12 protein-coding genes are annotated in these 16,800 nt (G+C 58.0%); 5 read left to right on the forward strand and 7 right to left on the reverse strand.

Translation table 11 applies throughout. The annotated features are described in order from the left end of the window. Window positions 1–225 precede the first annotated feature (225 nt). The 4 genes from QM007_RS10445 to QM007_RS10460 are packed head-to-tail and all read right to left on the reverse strand — an operon-like array spanning window position 226 to window position 4,405. On the reverse strand, window positions 226–1,158 hold the full coding sequence (locus QM007_RS10445) for an aldose 1-epimerase family protein (RefSeq protein ID WP_283489902.1): 933 nt from the start codon (window positions 1,156–1,158) through the stop codon (window positions 226–228). An 8-nt stretch (window positions 1,159–1,166) separates the two neighbouring features. Beyond that, entirely contained in the window at window positions 1,167–2,501 is a 1,335-nt protein-coding gene (galK, locus tag QM007_RS10450) for a galactokinase (RefSeq protein ID WP_283489903.1), read from the reverse strand. Window positions 2,502–2,513: 12 nt separating this feature from the next. Next, a complete protein-coding gene (galT, locus tag QM007_RS10455) occupies window positions 2,514–3,638 on the reverse strand; it encodes a galactose-1-phosphate uridylyltransferase (RefSeq protein WP_283489904.1) in 1,125 nt (374 codons plus the stop codon). Next, window positions 3,635–4,405: a DeoR/GlpR family DNA-binding transcription regulator gene (locus QM007_RS10460; RefSeq protein ID WP_237196621.1), complete on the reverse strand. Its 771-nt coding sequence runs from the start codon at window positions 4,403–4,405 to the stop codon at window positions 3,635–3,637. Before QM007_RS10460 ends, galT begins: the two co-directional genes overlap by 4 nt. A gap of 246 nt (window positions 4,406–4,651) precedes the next feature. Here QM007_RS10460 and QM007_RS10465 point away from each other — a divergent pair, with 246 nt between their 5' ends. From QM007_RS10465 to QM007_RS10480, 4 genes are all read left to right on the forward strand, one after another. Next, window positions 4,652–7,717 carry a glycoside hydrolase family 2 TIM barrel-domain containing protein gene (locus tag QM007_RS10465; RefSeq protein ID WP_283489905.1) on the forward strand — a complete coding sequence of 1,022 codons (3,066 nt, stop codon included), beginning with the start codon at window positions 4,652–4,654 and terminating at the stop codon, window positions 7,715–7,717. Between the two features lie 27 nt (window positions 7,718–7,744). Further along, on the forward strand, window positions 7,745–9,154 hold the full coding sequence (locus tag QM007_RS10470; protein WP_283489906.1) for an MFS transporter: 1,410 nt from the start codon (window positions 7,745–7,747) through the stop codon (window positions 9,152–9,154). Window positions 9,155–9,357: 203 nt separating this feature from the next. Beyond that, window positions 9,358–10,776 carry a sodium:solute symporter family protein gene (locus tag QM007_RS10475; RefSeq protein WP_283489907.1) on the forward strand — a complete coding sequence of 473 codons (1,419 nt, stop codon included), beginning with the start codon at window positions 9,358–9,360 and terminating at the stop codon, window positions 10,774–10,776. Window position 10,777: 1 nt separating this feature from the next. Further along, complete coding sequence (locus tag QM007_RS10480; protein ID WP_283489908.1) at window positions 10,778–11,632, forward strand: GNAT family N-acetyltransferase; 855 nt, start codon at window positions 10,778–10,780, stop codon at window positions 11,630–11,632. Between the two features lie 90 nt (window positions 11,633–11,722). Here the strand turns inward: QM007_RS10480 and QM007_RS10485 are convergent, their stop codons facing one another. After that, complete coding sequence (locus QM007_RS10485; RefSeq protein ID WP_283489909.1) at window positions 11,723–12,787, reverse strand: apurinic/apyrimidinic endonuclease family protein; 1,065 nt, start codon at window positions 12,785–12,787, stop codon at window positions 11,723–11,725. Between the two features lie 266 nt (window positions 12,788–13,053). Between QM007_RS10485 and QM007_RS10490 the strand changes: the two genes are divergently transcribed. Further along, entirely contained in the window at window positions 13,054–14,703 is a 1,650-nt protein-coding gene (locus QM007_RS10490; protein ID WP_283489910.1) for a thiamine pyrophosphate-binding protein, read from the forward strand. A 112-nt stretch (window positions 14,704–14,815) separates the two neighbouring features. On the opposite strand, the gene QM007_RS10495 is transcribed toward QM007_RS10490, so the two are convergent. Both QM007_RS10495 and QM007_RS10500 read right to left on the reverse strand, forming a co-directional pair. Continuing rightward, window positions 14,816–16,111 (reverse strand): ABC transporter permease, encoded by a 1,296-nt coding sequence (locus QM007_RS10495; RefSeq protein ID WP_283489911.1) that lies wholly within the window; start codon window positions 16,109–16,111, stop codon window positions 14,816–14,818. Beyond that, window positions 16,108–16,797, reverse strand: coding sequence for an ABC transporter ATP-binding protein (locus QM007_RS10500; RefSeq protein WP_283489912.1), 690 nt, complete (start codon window positions 16,795–16,797; stop codon window positions 16,108–16,110). The genes QM007_RS10495 and QM007_RS10500 overlap by 4 nt, the downstream gene beginning before the upstream one ends. Window positions 16,798–16,800: the final 3 nt, after the last annotated feature.

Below are 16,800 nucleotides of genomic sequence, written 5' to 3' on the forward strand. Positions count from 1 at the left end.
GTGTTTTTTTTGGGCCCCTACCGGTGGGGCTCCGATACTTATTCAGTGGAGGGCAAAGCCATACCGGGCAGCGCTCCTCTCGATGGCGAACACCCGCACTCCCCCGGCACAACACAGTGCCCAGCGGGGAGAGGCGGGTGCATAAGTTTGCGGCAGGGCGGGCATAAAAAATATGGGGGCACTATGGCGCAAAGTCCCACACTTTTATGTGCAGCCGGTTTGCCCCTAGTCTTCTTGGATTCGCCACCAGCTGGTGTGGCTTTGGTGTGGTTCTAGTTCAATGAGGTCTGTGCCGCTGTTGAAGGCGTTTGCGGGGGCTGTCATGGGTTCAGCAGCAAGGGCTCGCCGCTGAGTTCCGTCTGTATAGAACTGCAACCATTCGATACCGTCTCCGATTGTTAGTCGGGTGGCTTCACCGTTGGGAGCGGTGAGGATAATGTGTGCTTCTCCAGCAGTTTTTTGGATTCCTCCGAAGGCGTGGTCGAGATTTATGCCCTTGAGGGGGATTGTGTCTGCGAGATTGAGGTCTTCGGTGAGGGGGAGTTCCTGGGTGGGAATCATGGATTCGTTGACCTTGAGGTAGGTAGAGACAGGAGCAGTGAGGTTCCATGAGTCGACTGCGCCGGGGGTTTCCTGTTCTGTGCCTGCCATGAGGTAGGGGTGTGCGCCGAGGGCGTAGGGGGCTGTTGTTTCTCCAGTGTTGAGTGCAGTGAAGGTTGTGGTGAGCCCTTGGGCGGTGAGGGTGTAGGTTGCGGTGAGTTTGAGGGGGAAGGGGTAGCCGGGTTGGGGTACTAGGTGGAGATTGGCAGTGACTGATGATGAGTCGGGGGTGTTAATTGCTTGGTTGAGTTCCCAGCGGGTCCAGTCAGCGAGTCCGTGGATTGCATTTCTAAGGGTGGGTTCATTGATGGGCAGCTGGTACTCGGCGCCCTTCCAGGTGTATCGGCCTTCTGCTATGCGGTTGGGCCAGGGGGCGAGGAGGGCGCCTCGGGCGGCTTCTCGTATTTTGTGTGGCGGGGCGGGGAGCACGAGCTGTCGCCCTTTGGGGGAGGTGAGCGATGAGAGGTTGGCACCGACTTCGGTGATTGTTGCTTGGTAGCCGGAGTGTTTGAGGGTGACTGCGGCTCCCTGTGGCTGGTTCTGGGTGGAGGTGGACATGGGGGGTCTTACTCCTTCTCCGCGGATCGGGAGGGGGTGGCTACCAAGAACTCTGGGGGGTTGAAGCCTTCACGGTCGAATGCTTCTGCAACTGCTTCAGCGAGGTTCTCCAGGTTTTCAGTAGGAACCAGTGCAATAGCAGAGCCACCGAAGCCACCTCCTGTCATGCGGGCTCCTAGTGCTCCTGCTTCGCGGGCGGCGTTAACCGCGGTGTCTAGTTCGGGGCATGAGACTCGGTACTGGTCGCGGAGGGAGTCGTGGGAAGCATTGAGGAGTTCACCGAGCTTTTCCCATACGTCATCGGCTGGTGAGTTTACGTTGTCGAAGAGGGCGATACATTCTTCAACACGGGCAATTTCGGTCCAGACGTGGTGTAGGGCATCGCGGATTACTGCCCGGTCTGTTCCGTCGGGCAGGTTGTAGGAGTCTACGTTGTTATCCCACTGTTCGATGAGTTCTTGGGCTTCTTTGAGGGTGGGGGTTCCTTGGAAAGCGTCTCGGAGGTGGTTCACGCCCAGGGCTTCGCGGGCAACCTCGGTTGCTGCCCGTCGGGCGGCGTATTGCCCGTCGGAGAGGTTGTGGTACGCTCGGGTGTCTATCACGAGTACGGAGAGGTTGGCTGAGGCGACGTCGATGGTAAGAGGGCTGGTGGAGAAGTCGCGGCAGTCGATGGCGAGGACGGAGCCTTCTTCTGCACGGAGGGAAATTGACTGGTCCATGCCACCTGTTGAGGCCCCTGCGATGTCGTTTTCGGCTTGGATACAGGCTGAGGCCAGCGCGGCACGTCCCTGGTCGGTGCTGGCGAGGAGTTCTCTAGTGGGCTGTTGGACGGTTAGCAGGTCGTCAACGCCGAGAGCTACAGCGCACTCTAGGGCAGCTGATGATGAGAGTCCTGCACCCAGGGGGACGGAAGAGTCGATGGCGATGTTGGCGCCGAACCCTTCCGGCGAGAAACCAGCAAAATCGCCCTGCTTTTGCTGTTGCATAGCCCAGGGAACACCTGCAACGTAGGAGAGCCAGCCGGAGAGGGGCTGGGTGCCCACCTCAGCAAACTGAACGGTTTCAGTATTGTCATCAGGGGCGGTTGAACCGGCATCACCCTGAGCGGTGACTGCCGTAATTTTTCCGTCTTGGCGGGGGGCCATTGCTACGTAGGTGCGTTGGGGGAGGGCGAAGGGAAGGACGGTGCCACCGCAGTAGTCGATGTGTTCGCCCAGAAGGTTGACGCGCCCAGGGGCTGAGTACACTCCGTAAGGGGCTTCCCCAAAGGAAGTATAGAAGCGGTCTTCGACGTTCTTGCGGAGTGTCTGTGCAGGTACGGTGTTCTTCCAGATAGCAGTCATGGTGTGTTTCCTTTATGCGTCAGAAGCGAGTTCTTTGAATCGGGTGGCGATACGCTCGGGTGTGGTGTCAGATACCCACGCGGCCATAGCGGATTCTGAGCCAGCCAGGTATTTCATCTTTCCGGGGGCGCGCAGGAGGGAGAAAACGCGGAGGTACATGCGTGAGACGTTTTTTCCGCCGATGATAGGGGCCTGGTGCCAGGCTGAGATGTAGGGGAGTTTGTCTACCCCTTCGAAGAATTTGTCGAGTCGATGCAACAGGTCTAGGTACAGCTCGGTGAGTTCGTCTTTTTCTGCTTCGGTAAGTTCTGTGAAGTCACGAACCGGGCGTTTAGGCATGACCATAAGTTCTACAGGCCACTTGGCGGCATACGGTACATACGCCACAAAGGAGTCGGTTTTCCTAATGATTCGTTCTTCTGCTGCAAGTTCTGCAGCGAGAACATCTCCCAGGAGGTCTCCACCGGTTTCTGATGCCCATGCGTCTGCTCGCCGTGCAACAGAAGCTGTATAGGACGGCATGTAGGGGTAGGCATAGATCTGACCGTGGGGGTGGGGCAGGGTTACACCAATTTCTTCTCCACGGTTTTCGAAGGGAAAGACCTGTACGACTCCGTCGAGGGCTGAGAGCTCCTTGGTGCGGTGGGTCCAAGCTTCTACAACGGTGCGCGCCCGTTCATAGCTGAGGGAGCCAAAAGAACCGTACTGGTCTGAGGTGAAGCTGATAACCTCGCAACGGCCGCCTGGTGTGGTCTCCTTGAAAAGGGGCTCATCTCGGAGGGTCTCTAGCGGCCCTTGCAATGAAGGGAAACGGTTTTCAAAGACAACAACGTCGTAGGATTCTTCCGGGATTTCACCGGGTACGGTTCCTACGCCAGCAGGCGCTAGGGGGTCCTCATCAGCAGGCGGCAGGAAGGTTCGGTTGTTGCGGTGAGCAGCGATAGCAATTGATTCGCCGGTCAGAGGGTCGGTACGCACGCAGGCAGCTTCGTGGGGAGGCAGAGTGCGAGGTTCCAGGGGGCGGGTATCGCGGATGGTTCGGGTTTTCCGGTCTGAGACGTAGGGTTCAGAGTCATCGAAGAAGATGATTTCTCGCCCGTCTGCGAGGGTTCCTTTAGTAACTTTTACGTTAGTCATGCGGTAATCACCTTAGCTACGTTGTCGGATAAGAAGTTGTGTCGTTCCTGGGTGAGTTCGTCGGTGACGACGGTGTCGATGTCTGCCCAGGAGGCAAACCGGGATAGCCCAGCCACATTCCATTTACTGGAGTCGAAAACAGCCACGGTGTCGTGGGCGTTTGCGATAAAAGTTCTGTTAGTACTGGTCTCGTTCATGTTGGGGGTGTACATGCCTTTCAGAGTCACACCGTGAGCACCCAGAAACAGAACATCGATGTTGAGGTTTGCCAGAGTTGCGTCCGCAAGCGGTCCAACGAAGGCGTCAGAGGGTGTGCGCTCACCGCCGATAAGGAGCACTTTGGGCTTGTTCCTTGTGTCAGCTAACCCGTGGAAGAAGTCAGAGACGGGGAGGGAGTTAGTGACGATGGTGAGGTTCTCAAGCTCTGTACGGGCAGCTATTTCTTGGGCAAGGCGTGCGCTGGTTGAGCCTCCACCGATTGCAATTGACTGGCCGCTGCGGACTAGCTGAGCTGCGGCCTTTGCAATTTTTGCTTTCGACTCTGCGTTGAGCGTGGTCTTCTCAGCAAAGATTGGCTCATGGGTAGATTCAGAGATGGTTGCACCTCCGTGAACCCTGCTCAGTAACCCCTGTTCTTCTAGTTCTGCCAGGTCACGGCGAATCGTCATCGCAGATACATTCAGCAGGCCAGCCAGATCTTGGACCTGAACAGTGCCTTTTTCCTGTACTTTTGCAACGATTGCGTTGTGGCGCTGTTGAGCCAGCACTTAAACCTCATTCCGGTTGTAACGACTTCTTCTAAACTGAACAATATCAAACAAAAACAAGCATTTCCAGAGCTAAAACGTACTCGAAATGAGTTTTTTGAACAAAAAAGAACGATTTTTTGTTCAGATATCTACACAAAGCAACAATCTTGAACTAATATGAACACCATGGGGCTTGAACTTCAGCCCTCTCGATAGCAACAGGATCCGAGGTTCAGCCAATTCCATCAGGAAGGACAAGAGAGCATGTACCCCACCAAGCATCACGAGAGCCTCAACGTTCTCCACGAGAACGTCCTCACCCCCCGGGCCTACTACGTCCCCGCCTCCCATGACATGGGCCCGCTGGTGAACAACCGTGAGTCCTCCGACCGCTTCCTCAACCTCAATGGAACCTGGCAGTTCACCTACTTCAACGACGATTCTGAACTACCACAGGACTTCCACACTGCCACATACGCCCACACCGACGCGTCCCCCATCATCGTCCCGGGCGCCTGGCAAACCCAGGGCTTCGACACCCACCAGTACACCAACTTCAAATACCCCTTCCCTCTTGACCCACCCTTCGTACCCCACGAAAACCCCTGCGGTCTTTACACTCTAGACTTCCAGTACGCCCAGGATCAGCAGGCCCCGCTCGCCCACCTCACCTTTGAAGGCGTTGATTCATGCTTCTACCTCTGGGTCAACGGAAGCTACATCGGCTACAGCCAGGTATCCCACGCAAGCAGCGAATTCGACATCACCGAATACCTCATAAACGGCTCAAACCGCCTCACCGTACTCGTCTACAAGTGGTGCGATGGCTCCTACCTCGAAGACCAGGACAAATTCCGCATGAGCGGCATCTTCCGAGACGTCTACATTCTCAGCCGCCCCCGCCACGCCCTCTACGACTACTTCATCACCACCGACCTCAACGAAAAAACCAGCGACGCGACCCTCAACATCACGGCACGCTTCCTCAGCCAAGAAACACACACCACACTCACTCTCACCAACGCTGAAGGCGAAGAGGTAGCGAGCTCCACGCTCACACCCAATGCTGCCAACCCCAACTTCACTCACTCAGCAACCCTTCATATCCCTAACGCCCACACCTGGAACCCAGAAAACCCCTACCTCTACACCCTCCACCTAAAAACCCAGGACGAGGTCATCACCGAACGTGTGGGCGTCCGCACCATTCGCATTGAACACAATGTCATTCTGCTCAACGGCAAGCCCATCACCTTCCGCGGCGTAAACCGCCACGACTCCGACCCCGTCACCGGCCCAACCGTGGACTACAACCACATCAAACGCGACCTCGGACTCATCAAACAGCACAACTTCAACGCCATCCGTAGCAGCCACTACCCCAACTCCCCCTACTTCTACCAAATGTGCGATGAGTACGGGTTCCTCGTCATGAGCGAAGCCGACAACGAAAGCCACGGCACCCAGGTCCAGCACCTCGAAGATAGCTCCTTCGACAACCAGGTAAATCACTGGAACGAACGCATCTCAGACAACCCAGAATGGACTGAAGCAACACTCGACCGTGTCCAGCTCTGCGTGCTCCGCGAAAAGAACCGCCCCAGCATTGTCTCCTGGTCAGCAGGTAACGAATGCGGCTACGGCGTTACCCTCGAAGAGTCCCTCGCCTGGGTCAAGTCCTACGACACCACCCGAATCACCCAGTACGAAAGCGCCTACTACGACGACAAAAAGCGCCGCTACGACTACTCCAACATCGACCTCTACAGCCGCATGTACCCGCCCTTCGAGGACATCGAACAGTACCTCAACAGCAACCCCAATAAGCCCTTCCTCCTCGTCGAGTACGCCCACGCTATGGGCAACGGCCCCGGCAACCTCGAAGACTACTTCCAGGTCATCGACCAGAACCAGGCAATGTGCGGCGGCTTCGTTTGGGAATGGTGCGACCACGCCATCTACGCTGGTACCACCGAAAATGGCACACCCAAATACCTCTACGGCGGCGACCACGGCGAAGAAGTACACGACGGAAATTTCTGCATGGACGGCCTTGTCTACCCCGACCGCACTCCCCACGTTGGTCTCCTCGAATACCGCAACGTTTACCGCCCCCTCAGAGTCGTCTCCTTCGACACCGTATCCGGCTCCCTTACCCTCAAGAACTACCTTGACTTCACCGACGCACAAGAAGCCATAGAACTGAAATACACCTTCAGCCAGGATGGCGTAGAAGTAGCATCAGGCACCTACCACTTTGAGCAGGCATTCCTCCCCCACCAAAAAACCACTATTAACCTTGAGGCACCTTCGCTCACCAGCGGACGCTGCTACCTCCACATCGAATACATTCTCAAGAAGGACCTGCCCCTACTTCCCACAGGCCTCTTCCTCGGCCGCGACGAAGTACCCGTCCACACCATCAACCCCACCCATGCCAAGGCACTAGATATTCTGGGCACCACCAACAACACACAGAACCTCGCTGTCACCGAAACAGGTAAGCACTACACCATCCAAGGCGATGGATTCACCTACACCTTCAACCGACGAACCGGTGTATTCGACCAGCTCTCCACCAAAGACCACAACCTCCTCACCCAGCCCATGAACATCAACATCTGGAGGGCACCCACAGATAATGACATGTACATCAAACTCAAATGGGCAGAAGCGCACTACCACCAGGCCTACTCAAGGGTCTACACCAGCGGATACACGCACACCGAAAACGGTGTCACCATCTCCTGCACCCTGAACATGGTAGCCCCCACAGTACAACCCATCTTCACCGGCACCGTCCTCTGGAACATCACAAACGACGGAAAAATCACCGCTCGATTCAACATCGAACGCGCCCCAGAATTCCCCGACCTCCCCCGCTTCGGAGTTCGCCTCTTCCTCGACAAGTCTTTTGCCGATGTTGAATACTTCGGCATGGGTCCCCATGAGAGCTACAGCGACAAACACGAAGCAAGCTACCACGGCACCTTCCAATCTTCCGTCGAAGATCTCCACGAGGACTACATCATGCCGCAGGAAAACGGTAGCCGATTCGACTGCGACTACGTCCACCTATCAAGCCCCCACCATCAGCTCTCTGTAGCCTCCGAACACCCCTTCTCGTTCAGCGCCTCCCACTACACGCAGGAAGAGCTGACGAACAAAAACCATAATTTCGAGCTGGTCGAAGCCGACTCAACAGTCCTCTGCCTCGACTACGCCCACAACGGAATCGGGTCCAACAGCTGCGGCCCCGAAGTCTTAGACGAGTACAAACTCAACGCACAAAATATCAACTTCGGTTTCACTCTCGCCCCCACCCTATAGCGCGAGAAACAGACAAAAGGTAACACAATGAAAGAAACAAAATACCTGAAATGGTACAACGTAGTAGGTTACGGTTCCGGCGATGTTGCCGGCAACGTGGTCTACGCCTTCCTCGCATCATTCGTGATGATTTACCTTACCGACACGGTAGGACTCAACCCAGGAATTATCGGCACCCTCATTCTTGCCTCCAAGATTTTTGACGGCGTTTCCGACCTCTTCTTTGGGGCAATGATCGACAAAACCAACACCCGCATGGGCAAAGCACGCCCCTGGATGCTCTGGGGCTACGTCGGCTGCGCCGCAATGATTATTGCCATCTTCGCGATTCCGCCATCACTCGGTGATTTCGCCCAGTACGCCTGGTTCTTCATCGCCTACACCCTTCTCAACGGCGTGTTCTACACCGCCAACAACATTGCCTACTCCGCACTCACCTCACTCATCACCAAGAACGGTAACGAGCGCGTACAGATGGGTTCAACCCGCTTCATGTTTGCGTTCGGCACCAGCCTCCTCATTCAAAGCATCACCGTTCAAGGCGTCGAAATGTTCGGCGGCGGCGCAGAAGGCTGGCGCACCATCGCCATCATCTACGCCCTCATCGGCCTCGCCGTCAATACCCTCTCCGTCTTCTCCGTCAAGGAGCTCCCCAAATCAGTCCTTGAAGAAGAAACCCAGGCTATCCCCATCATTCACGAGAAGAACAACCCTGTTCCCGAGAAGTACAGCTTCAAAGAATCCCTCAGCCTGCTCGGAAGCAACAAGTTCTACCTCCTGATTCTTGCAGTCTTCCTACTCAACCAAATTTTCAACACTACACTGAGCATGGGCATCTACTTCATGACCTATATCCTGGGTGATGCCAAGCTCCTCGGCCCCTTCGCCTGGGCTATCAACGTCCCCCTCATCATTGGCTTGCTCTTCACCCCCATCGTGGTGAAAAAATTCCAAGGCATGTACAAAATCAACGTCATCGGCTACATCATCGCGTTCGTTGCCCGCGTTCTTGTAATCGTGGCAGCCTACATGGGCAATATCCCTCTGATGCTCCTCTTCTCCGGTATTGCCTCCATCGGAATGAGCCCCCTCCAGGGCACCATCAACGCACTCATCGCTGAAGCCTCGGAATACACCTTCCTCTCCAAAAAGAAAAGGGTAGATGGCACCATGTTCTCCGCAACCTCACTGGGCGTCAAGATCGGTGGCGGTGTAGGCACTGCGCTCGCTGGTTGGCTACTCGCTTTCAGCGGCTACGTCGCTAACGCACCGGAGCAATCAGAATCTGCACTACAGATGCTCTACATCATGTACCTATGGATCCCGGCAGCGATCAACCTCATCATTCTTCTCCTGCTCACCCAGCTTAAGGTGGAGAAAGCCAACAAGGAACTAAGGGAAAACGCACCTATCAACTACACGGTGCTCGACAAGTAAAAGTATTCTTCTGAACCCCAAAAGTGTTGCACGCCATTCCCCTGGCGTGCAACACTTTTATACGGTTATTAGGTATTCCTCGTATCGAGGTCAATGGGGAATCTACAAACGCCTTCCTAGGCTCACCAACAATTTCTATATGTGACGACCATCGCGTATGCTACATCACGACCTTAAAGCCGTATCACCACGAAAGGCGCCCCATGAACCTCGCCATTATCCTGCTTTACCTCGGTGCCCTCATTTTCTTCGGGTACCTCGGCAAGCGCCGTGCCAACAGTACCGAAGACTTCCGTGTTGCCGGGCGACGCCTGGGCCCGCTCCTTTATACCGGCACCATAAGCGCGGTAGTGCTGGGCGGTGCTTCCACAGTGGGCGGTGTGGGCCTGGGCTACACCTATGGCCTGTCAGGCATGTGGCTGGTCGTGGCTATTGCGGCAGGCGTTCTACTGCTCTCCCTGGTCTTTGCCCCCATTATCTCGCGCCTCAAGATCTATACCGTCTCGCAGATGCTTTCCCTGCGCTATGGGGTGCGAGCGACTCAGGTTTCTTCTATTGTCATGCTGGCATACACCGTCATGATTGCGGTGACATCAACCGCCGCCTACGCTTCAATCTTCCGCGTGATGTTCGATATGGATCGCACCTGGGCTATTCTGCTCGGCTCCCTGGTGGTCATTGGTTACTCGCTGCTCGGCGGCATGTGGTCCATTACCCTGACCGACATGATGCAGTTCGCAATTATGACCGTGGGCATGTTCTTGCTGATGCTGCCCTTCTCACTGAGTCAGGCTGGAGGCTGGCAGGGGCTCACTGAACGCTTGGACGCCGAGTTCTTCCAGTTAGGTTCTATGGGCATGAACTCCATCATCACCATGTTCGTGATTTACACCCTGGGTATTTTGGTTGGCCAAGACATCTGGCAGCGTGTCTTCTCAGCCCGCTCCCCCGAGGTTGCCCGTTGGGGCGGTGCGAGTGCCGGTATCTACATCGCCCTCTACGGCGTAGTCGGTGCGGTGATCGGTATGGCGGCTGCGGTGCTAGCTCCTCAGCTTGAGAGCCAGGACGACGCCTTCGCGGCTATTGCGCAGAACTACCTGCCTGTAGGCGTAGGCGGCGTTGTACTGGCAGCCGGTGTAGCTGCGATGATGTCAACGGCGTCGGGCGCCCTGATTGCGTCTGCCACCGTAGCCCGTGTGGACGTGATTCCCTTTATCACCGGGCGCCCTGCGCTTGAGGAAGGCGAGGAAACCGATGCCACGCTCAAGGCTGACCGCCTTTACCTGCTGGTCTTGGGCGTGCTGGTTACTGTTATTGCTATCTTCTTGACCGACACGGTGACCTCTTTGACCATTGCCTACGACATCCTGGTGGGCGGCCTGATGGTTGCAATTCTGGGCGGCCTGGTATGGAAGCGTGGCACAGGTATGGGCGCGGCTCTTTCTATGGCGGCAGGCTCCCTAGTAACCCTAGGGTGTATGCCGATCTTTGGCGTACTTGCGAACGAGCCGATTTACTACGGCCTGGCAGCGTCGCTGGTGGTGTATGTGGTAGCGTCCCTGTCCACCAAACCCACCTCGCCCGAGGTCATGAAGGCCTGGCAGGAACGGCTGAATAGCTAGTATGCAGCTGACCTTCTCCAGCGCCCCGGCCAACCACCGGGAGCAACTACCCGCCTGGGCGCAAGCCGTGTATTTTGAGGATTTCACGCGCGATGAGCGCACTCGCTGCCTCCTGGCGTATAACGATGGGCAGCTGGTAGGAATCGTTGCCTGGTGGATGGCCCGCGCCCACCACACCCACTATGAACTCCAGCTTGCGGTAGCACCCCCTCTGCGACGTCAGGGCATAGGTACTGCCCTCTACCGGCAGGCGCGGGCACAGGCGTCCACGCCCTTACCCTTCTTCATGCGTGACTACCTGGGCGAACCCACCCTGCATTTTGCCGATTCGCTAGGCGCCCAGACTCTTCAGATGGTTCCGCCCGCCACCATGTCCACCGGCTCCGCGCAGAACCTGCGGGAGCACGCGTCCGCCCGCTCTGCACGCAGTGTGAGCTACCCAGAATTTGAGCAGGCCTACGTCGATTGTTACGAGTGGACGCACGCCAGCTGGCACCCCGTATCGGGCGACCACCGGCCGGTACTGGCCCGCCATGCCGCCGAGGCCTACAACGACTACTCATCAATCGCGGTGGACGCCGCCGGGCAGGTGCACGCGGTCATAGCGGTTTTTCCCGGTGACCGGCCTGAGCTCTGCGGAGAGACAACCATTCCTGCCCCTGATCAGGGGGAGCTACTCTTAGAGGCCTGTCTGCGGCGTTCCCTCGAACAACTAGGTGAAGCGGGGCACAGCACGGTCGAGGCCGATGGGCATATCTCAGACCCCCACCTCTTCCCTGCCTGGGCCAAAACTGGAGCAGGCGGACGCTGGTACCGGCTCGTGGAGATACCGGCAGCTTCCTCACGCCGAATGTGACTTCTTTTCCCGAGCGGGTGTTTCTTTAACGCCCGCTCGGGAAAAGAAGTCACATTCACGCCAGGGTTCGCTTGCCAGATAACCCCGACCTTACTGGTAGGTCACCACATAGGGCTTGGGGGTGAGGGCATAGGTCTGGGCGGGGGTCAGAGTGGGGGTGTCTTCATCGTAGAAGTTCTTCCACGAGGGCTTAATAGCCGGGTCAAGATCGCGGATGAGCTCCTGGTAGGTAGAATCTTTCAACTCAGGCGTGCCGTGGCCGTCCGCATGCAGGGTAAGGGCCAACTCCGGGTGGCTCGTGTCAAGCGCCGCACGATTGGTAATCATGGAATGCGTGAACTGGTGCAGTACCACCATCTTCTGGGGCAGGCGGTGCTTATCGGTCAGCGCCGCCAGGTAGTCCAGAGTTTCATTAATTTCTGAGGCATCTACAGTACCGATTTGTTGCAGGTGCACCTGCCCGGGGTAAATACGCCATTCGGGGTCAATGCCCAGACCAACGTGGGGTTCCTTGAGCAACTCCTCATACTGTTTGACCTGCTCGGTGAAGGTGCTGCGACCGGGCTGGAAGTCCAAGATAACGTAAACCCCGCTCTTACGGGCTTCGTCGATGAGCGGGCGCAAGCTGTCGATGGTTGCCTCATCGGAGTAGTCGCCGTCAGGTCCGGGTGCAGAGCTTGCCACCGTAGCAATGATTTCAAAGGCGGGGATGACCTTTTCGTCGCTGTGCACCTGGTATTCAGCGGCAAGGTTTTTGACGCGAGCAACAGATTCAGCTGGTCCCTGCTCACCAAGTACTCCCAGGGACGGGCCGCCGGGGTTGCCGTAGAGTGCCACGTAGCGGTGGGCAAAAATCTGGTTGCCACCACCGAGCACCTCGCTCTTGGGGGCGTTAGCCCGCGGTTGGGCTTGCACAGAGGTGGACGCGGTCGCGCTAACACTTGCCGAGGGGCTAGCGGTTGATGTGGTAGGAGCGAGTGAGGACGCCGTCGCGCTAGCGCTGCGTGTGGGGCTGGGGGTTACAGAACTGCTTGCGGCCGTTGTGGGGGTGGCAGTTTCGCTCGCAGAGTTATCAGCTGGAGTAGCTGAGCACCCTGTCAGAACGAGAGCAGAGAGAGTCGCAAGGGCAAGAAGATGAGTGTGACGAGTAGGCATGGTGTCCTGGGAGTTGACTGCAAATGTTTAATCAGTCTACTGAATACTTACCCTTAATGTCTTTCTATGACGCAGTATGAAACCATAATAGAGCAACAGAGCCCCCTACCACCAGAACCGCCCAGCGCAACCAAGCCGCCACGGGCGTCCGCTTATAAACATACTGTGCTCCGCATAACATTTCAGGCACGAAAATCCCGCATATCTATGCATTCACCCCGTATGCTAAAGCGGAAGCCCGCACCCCGCGCCCACGAAAGGCCACCATGACTCACCCCTCACTTCCCGACCGTTCCGGTGAAACCACCGAGCCCCGCCGCAACGCCGGCTACGCCATTCTGGCAACCCTGCGCAGCTACGGCATCGATACCGTCTTCGGCATCCCCGGCACCCACAACCTTGAGTTCTACCGCCACCTCGAAGAGCTCGACATTCACCCCGTCACCACCCGCCACGAGCAGGGTGCCTCCTACGGGGCAGACGGCTGGTCCCTGACCCGCGGCCTACCCGGCGTCGTCATCACCACCTCGGGCCCCGGTCTACTTAACTCGCTCTCAGGTGCAGCCACCGCCTACGCCGAGTCACGCCCCATGATTATCCTCTCCCCCGGCCGCCCTGTGGGGCACGAATTCCGCGACATCGGTGCCCTGCACGAGACCAAGAACCCCACCGGTGCCGTCAACTCCATCGTCGAGCTCTCCCGCCGCGTCAACTCGGCCGAAGAAGCCGTGGACATCCTCCACAACGCCTTCCGTTCCTTCGCCCACAACCGTCCGCGCCCCATTCACATTGAGGTGCCCCTCGACGTGCTCGAACGCGACGTCGAACTCGACCCCGCTATCTTGCAGGCCCGCCCCCTGGGAAAGCCTCAGCCTGCACCTGCTGACGACGTGCGCGAGGCTGCCCGTATGCTGGCCGAAGCGAAGAAGCCCATCATCGTCGCAGGTGGCGGCTCTATCGGGGCAGCAGCAGACCTACTCCGCCTGGCTGAAACTCTCGAAGCACCCGTCATCACCTCGGTCAACGGAAAGGGCGCCATCCCCGAAAAGCACCGCCTCTCCCTCGGAGCCGACCTGCGCCTGAGCGCCGCCCACGCCTTCTGCCGTGAGGCTGACGCCATGCTAATCATCGGCTCCAAGATTGGTGAAGCGGAGCTCTGGGATGGCGATATCCGCCCCGCTGGGCCCGTCATTCGCGTTGATATCACCCGTGACCAGATGCTCACCAACATCACCCCCGACATTGAGCTACCCGGCAACTCCAAGGCCGTCATCCCCCAGCTGCTGGACGCCCTCGCCGAGCTCGGCCTGGCCCCCGGCTCCCGCGAACCACGCGACCTGCACAACATCTTCGATGCCCTCGATAACGAGGGGCGGGCTATCGCGCCCGAGCTGGCCGAGCTCAACGAGAAGATTATGGAGGTCCTGCCCGAAGACACCATCATCGCCGGTGACTCCTCCCAGGTCACCTACATGGGCACTACCACCTTCTACCGGGCCGCCCGCCCCAACTCCCTGCTCTACATGGCAACCTACGCTACCCTGGGCTACGGCCTGCCTGCCGCTATCGGTGCTAAGGTAGCCGCGCCCGAACGTCCGGTGGTCTGCCTGCTCGGCGACGGCGCCCTCATGTTCGCCATCCAGGAGCTCATGACCGCTGTTGAGCAGCAGCTCGACCTGCCCATCATCTGCGTGGAGAACGGCGGCTACGGCGAGATCCGCCAGAACGAGCGCGACCGCGGCATCGCCCCCGTGGCGGTAGACCTGGTGCAGCCCGATTGGGTCAAACTGGCCGAGGGCTTCGGCGCCACCGGCTTCTCAGCCACCATGGACACCCTGGCCGAGACCGTTCAGCAGGCCCTGGCCACTCGTGGCCCCTCGGTGGTGCACCTGAAGATTGGTGAGACCCTGCGCTAGGCGCAGGTAGCGCACGAAAATAAGGACGCCGCCTCCCACTCCCCTGCCTCAGGGCAGGAAGGTGGGGGCGGCGTCCTTGTTTTTATCTTTTTACCAGGGGTGAGGCGGGTAGCTACTCGTAGCGCAGGGCATCGATGGGGTCGAGCTTGGCCGCCTTGTTGGCCGGGTAGTAGCCGAAGAAGAGACCGATGGCCAGGGAGAACCCCAGGGCTAGGAGCACGGCGCTGAGCGGCGGGAAGACGAAGGTTCCCAGCATGTTGGCACCCAGCATACCCAGGCCACCACCGATGAGAACGCCGAGGATACCGCCGACCAGGCAGACCATCATAGCCTCAACCACGAACTGTAGGCGGATTGCCCCGCGCGTTGCACCCAGGGCCTTGCGGATGCCAATTTCGCGGGTACGTTCGGTGACGGTCACGAGCATAATGTTCATGACGCCGATACCGCCCACCAGCAGCGAGATACCGGCGATAGCCGAGATAGCTGCGCTGATGCCGTCCAGAACCGCATTGAACTGCTCGGTCATGGCTGAGAAGTCCTGGATTTCGGCCATGAACTGGTCGTCGCTGCGGTACATACTGGTCAGGTGGGCCTGGAGCAGTGCCTTGACCTGGCCCAGGTCCTTACCCTCAGCCGGGCGCACAGTGATGCTATTCCAGCCGTCGCTGTTATAGGAGTTGAAGTCAGACTCCAGCGACACCGGTAGGTAGACTGTGCCCGGCCCTGTGTAGGCGAAGATACCGCTGCCCACAGATTCGGTTTGATAGACCCCGACCACCATGAGGCTTCGCGAGGTCATGCCAAACTGCGCATCGATTTCACTTCCCACTGCCGTCTGGGGGTCGCCAAAGAGCTGGTACGCCTGATCGGTTGAAAGCAGGATGACCGGTCGCTTGGCATCCATGTCGGCTTGCGTCAGAGAACGCCCCGCCACCAGGCTGACCGGGTTGAGCTCCAGGTAGTCCATATTGACGAACTGGGCACTGGCGTAAGGAGCCTCGCTCCCACCAGCACTGAGATTTACGCTGGTGTAAGAGTTTGCCCCGAGGGGAATACCCGCGATGTTATCGCCCAGGGCCTCTTTGAGGCGGGCGATGTCGTGCTCATCGAACTTAGACTCAGCTGCGGGCTCAATGTATTCGCCGTTCGGCATGCCCATCGGGCCCGAGGTCAAACCAGCTTCTTCCTGCTCCTCGGTGGGTCGCTGCACCACGTTCACCATCAGGTCGTTGGCACCAGAGCTCACAATCGACTCAGAGGCCTGGGTTTTGAGCGAATGGCCCAGGGTCAGAATCGTAATGACCGAGGCGATGCCCACGATGATGCCGAGCAGGGTGAGGAAGGAGCGCATCTTGTTGTTGCGCAGGCTGCCCAGGGCTAGGGAGATTGATTCACGCACGTTCATTGCGAGACCTCCTCTGTAATCCGGCCGTCGACCATGGTGACGATGCGGTCGGTCTCAGCCGCCAGCTCGGGGTTGTGGGTAATGAAGACGATGGTCTTGCCCTGCTCGCGGTTGAGCTCGTGGAAGAGATCCATGACCATACGGCCGGTTTGGGAATCCAGGGCGCCGGTGGGCTCATCTGCCAGGAGCAGGGGCGGGTCGTTGGCCAGGGCGCGGGCGATAGCAACACGCTGCTTCTGGCCACCGGAGAGAGCTGTGGGGCTGTGGTTCATGCGGTCGGCCATGCCCATCTGCTCTAGCAGGTGGGCGGCTCGTTCGCGACGGTCACGGGGGTTGATACCGGCGTACATCATGGGCATTTCCACGTTCTTGAGGGCAGAAATACGGCCCACCAGGTTGAAGCTCTGGAAGATAAACCCGATGTTCTGGCTGCGGTAGTAAGCTAACTCGTCATCACTGAGGGAAGGGATATTCTCACCGGCGAAGGTGTAATAACCCTGGGTGGCCCGGTCGAGCAGGCCGATGATGTTCATCAGCGTGGTCTTACCTGAGCCGGACTGGCCCACCACCGATACAAACTCACCGCGATCGACGTGAAAGTCAACACCGGGGAGCACCGTAATGGCACTGGGCGTGCCCGCGTTGAAGGTTTTAACGATGCCTTGCATATCGAGCAGGGTGCTCATGGC

This window comes from Rothia sp. SD9660Na (assembly GCF_030064065.1).
Classification (GTDB): domain Bacteria; phylum Actinomycetota; class Actinomycetes; order Actinomycetales; family Micrococcaceae; genus Rothia.

Bases quoted from the DNA above. Each gene is read 5' to 3' on its own strand.
- galK (WP_283489903.1), bottom strand. From the start codon at position 2,501: ATGACTGCTATCTGGAAGAACACCGTACCTGCACAGACACTCCGCAAG.
- QM007_RS10480 (WP_283489908.1), top strand. From the start codon at position 10,778: ATGCAGCTGACCTTCTCCAGCGCCCCGGCCAACCACCGGGAGCAACTA.
- QM007_RS10485 (WP_283489909.1), bottom strand. From the start codon at position 12,787: ATGCCTACTCGTCACACTCATCTTCTTGCCCTTGCGACTCTCTCTGCT.
- QM007_RS10475 (WP_283489907.1), top strand. From the start codon at position 9,358: ATGAACCTCGCCATTATCCTGCTTTACCTCGGTGCCCTCATTTTCTTC.
- galT (WP_283489904.1), bottom strand. From the start codon at position 3,638: ATGACTAACGTAAAAGTTACTAAAGGAACCCTCGCAGACGGGCGAGAA.
- QM007_RS10490 (WP_283489910.1), top strand. From the start codon at position 13,054: ATGACTCACCCCTCACTTCCCGACCGTTCCGGTGAAACCACCGAGCCC.
- QM007_RS10465 (WP_283489905.1), top strand. From the start codon at position 4,652: ATGTACCCCACCAAGCATCACGAGAGCCTCAACGTTCTCCACGAGAAC.
- QM007_RS10445 (WP_283489902.1), bottom strand. From the start codon at position 1,158: ATGTCCACCTCCACCCAGAACCAGCCACAGGGAGCCGCAGTCACCCTC.
- QM007_RS10470 (WP_283489906.1), top strand. From the start codon at position 7,745: ATGAAAGAAACAAAATACCTGAAATGGTACAACGTAGTAGGTTACGGT.
- QM007_RS10495 (WP_283489911.1), bottom strand. From the start codon at position 16,111: ATGAACGTGCGTGAATCAATCTCCCTAGCCCTGGGCAGCCTGCGCAAC.
- QM007_RS10500 (WP_283489912.1), bottom strand. From the start codon at position 16,797: ATGAGCACCCTGCTCGATATGCAAGGCATCGTTAAAACCTTCAACGCG.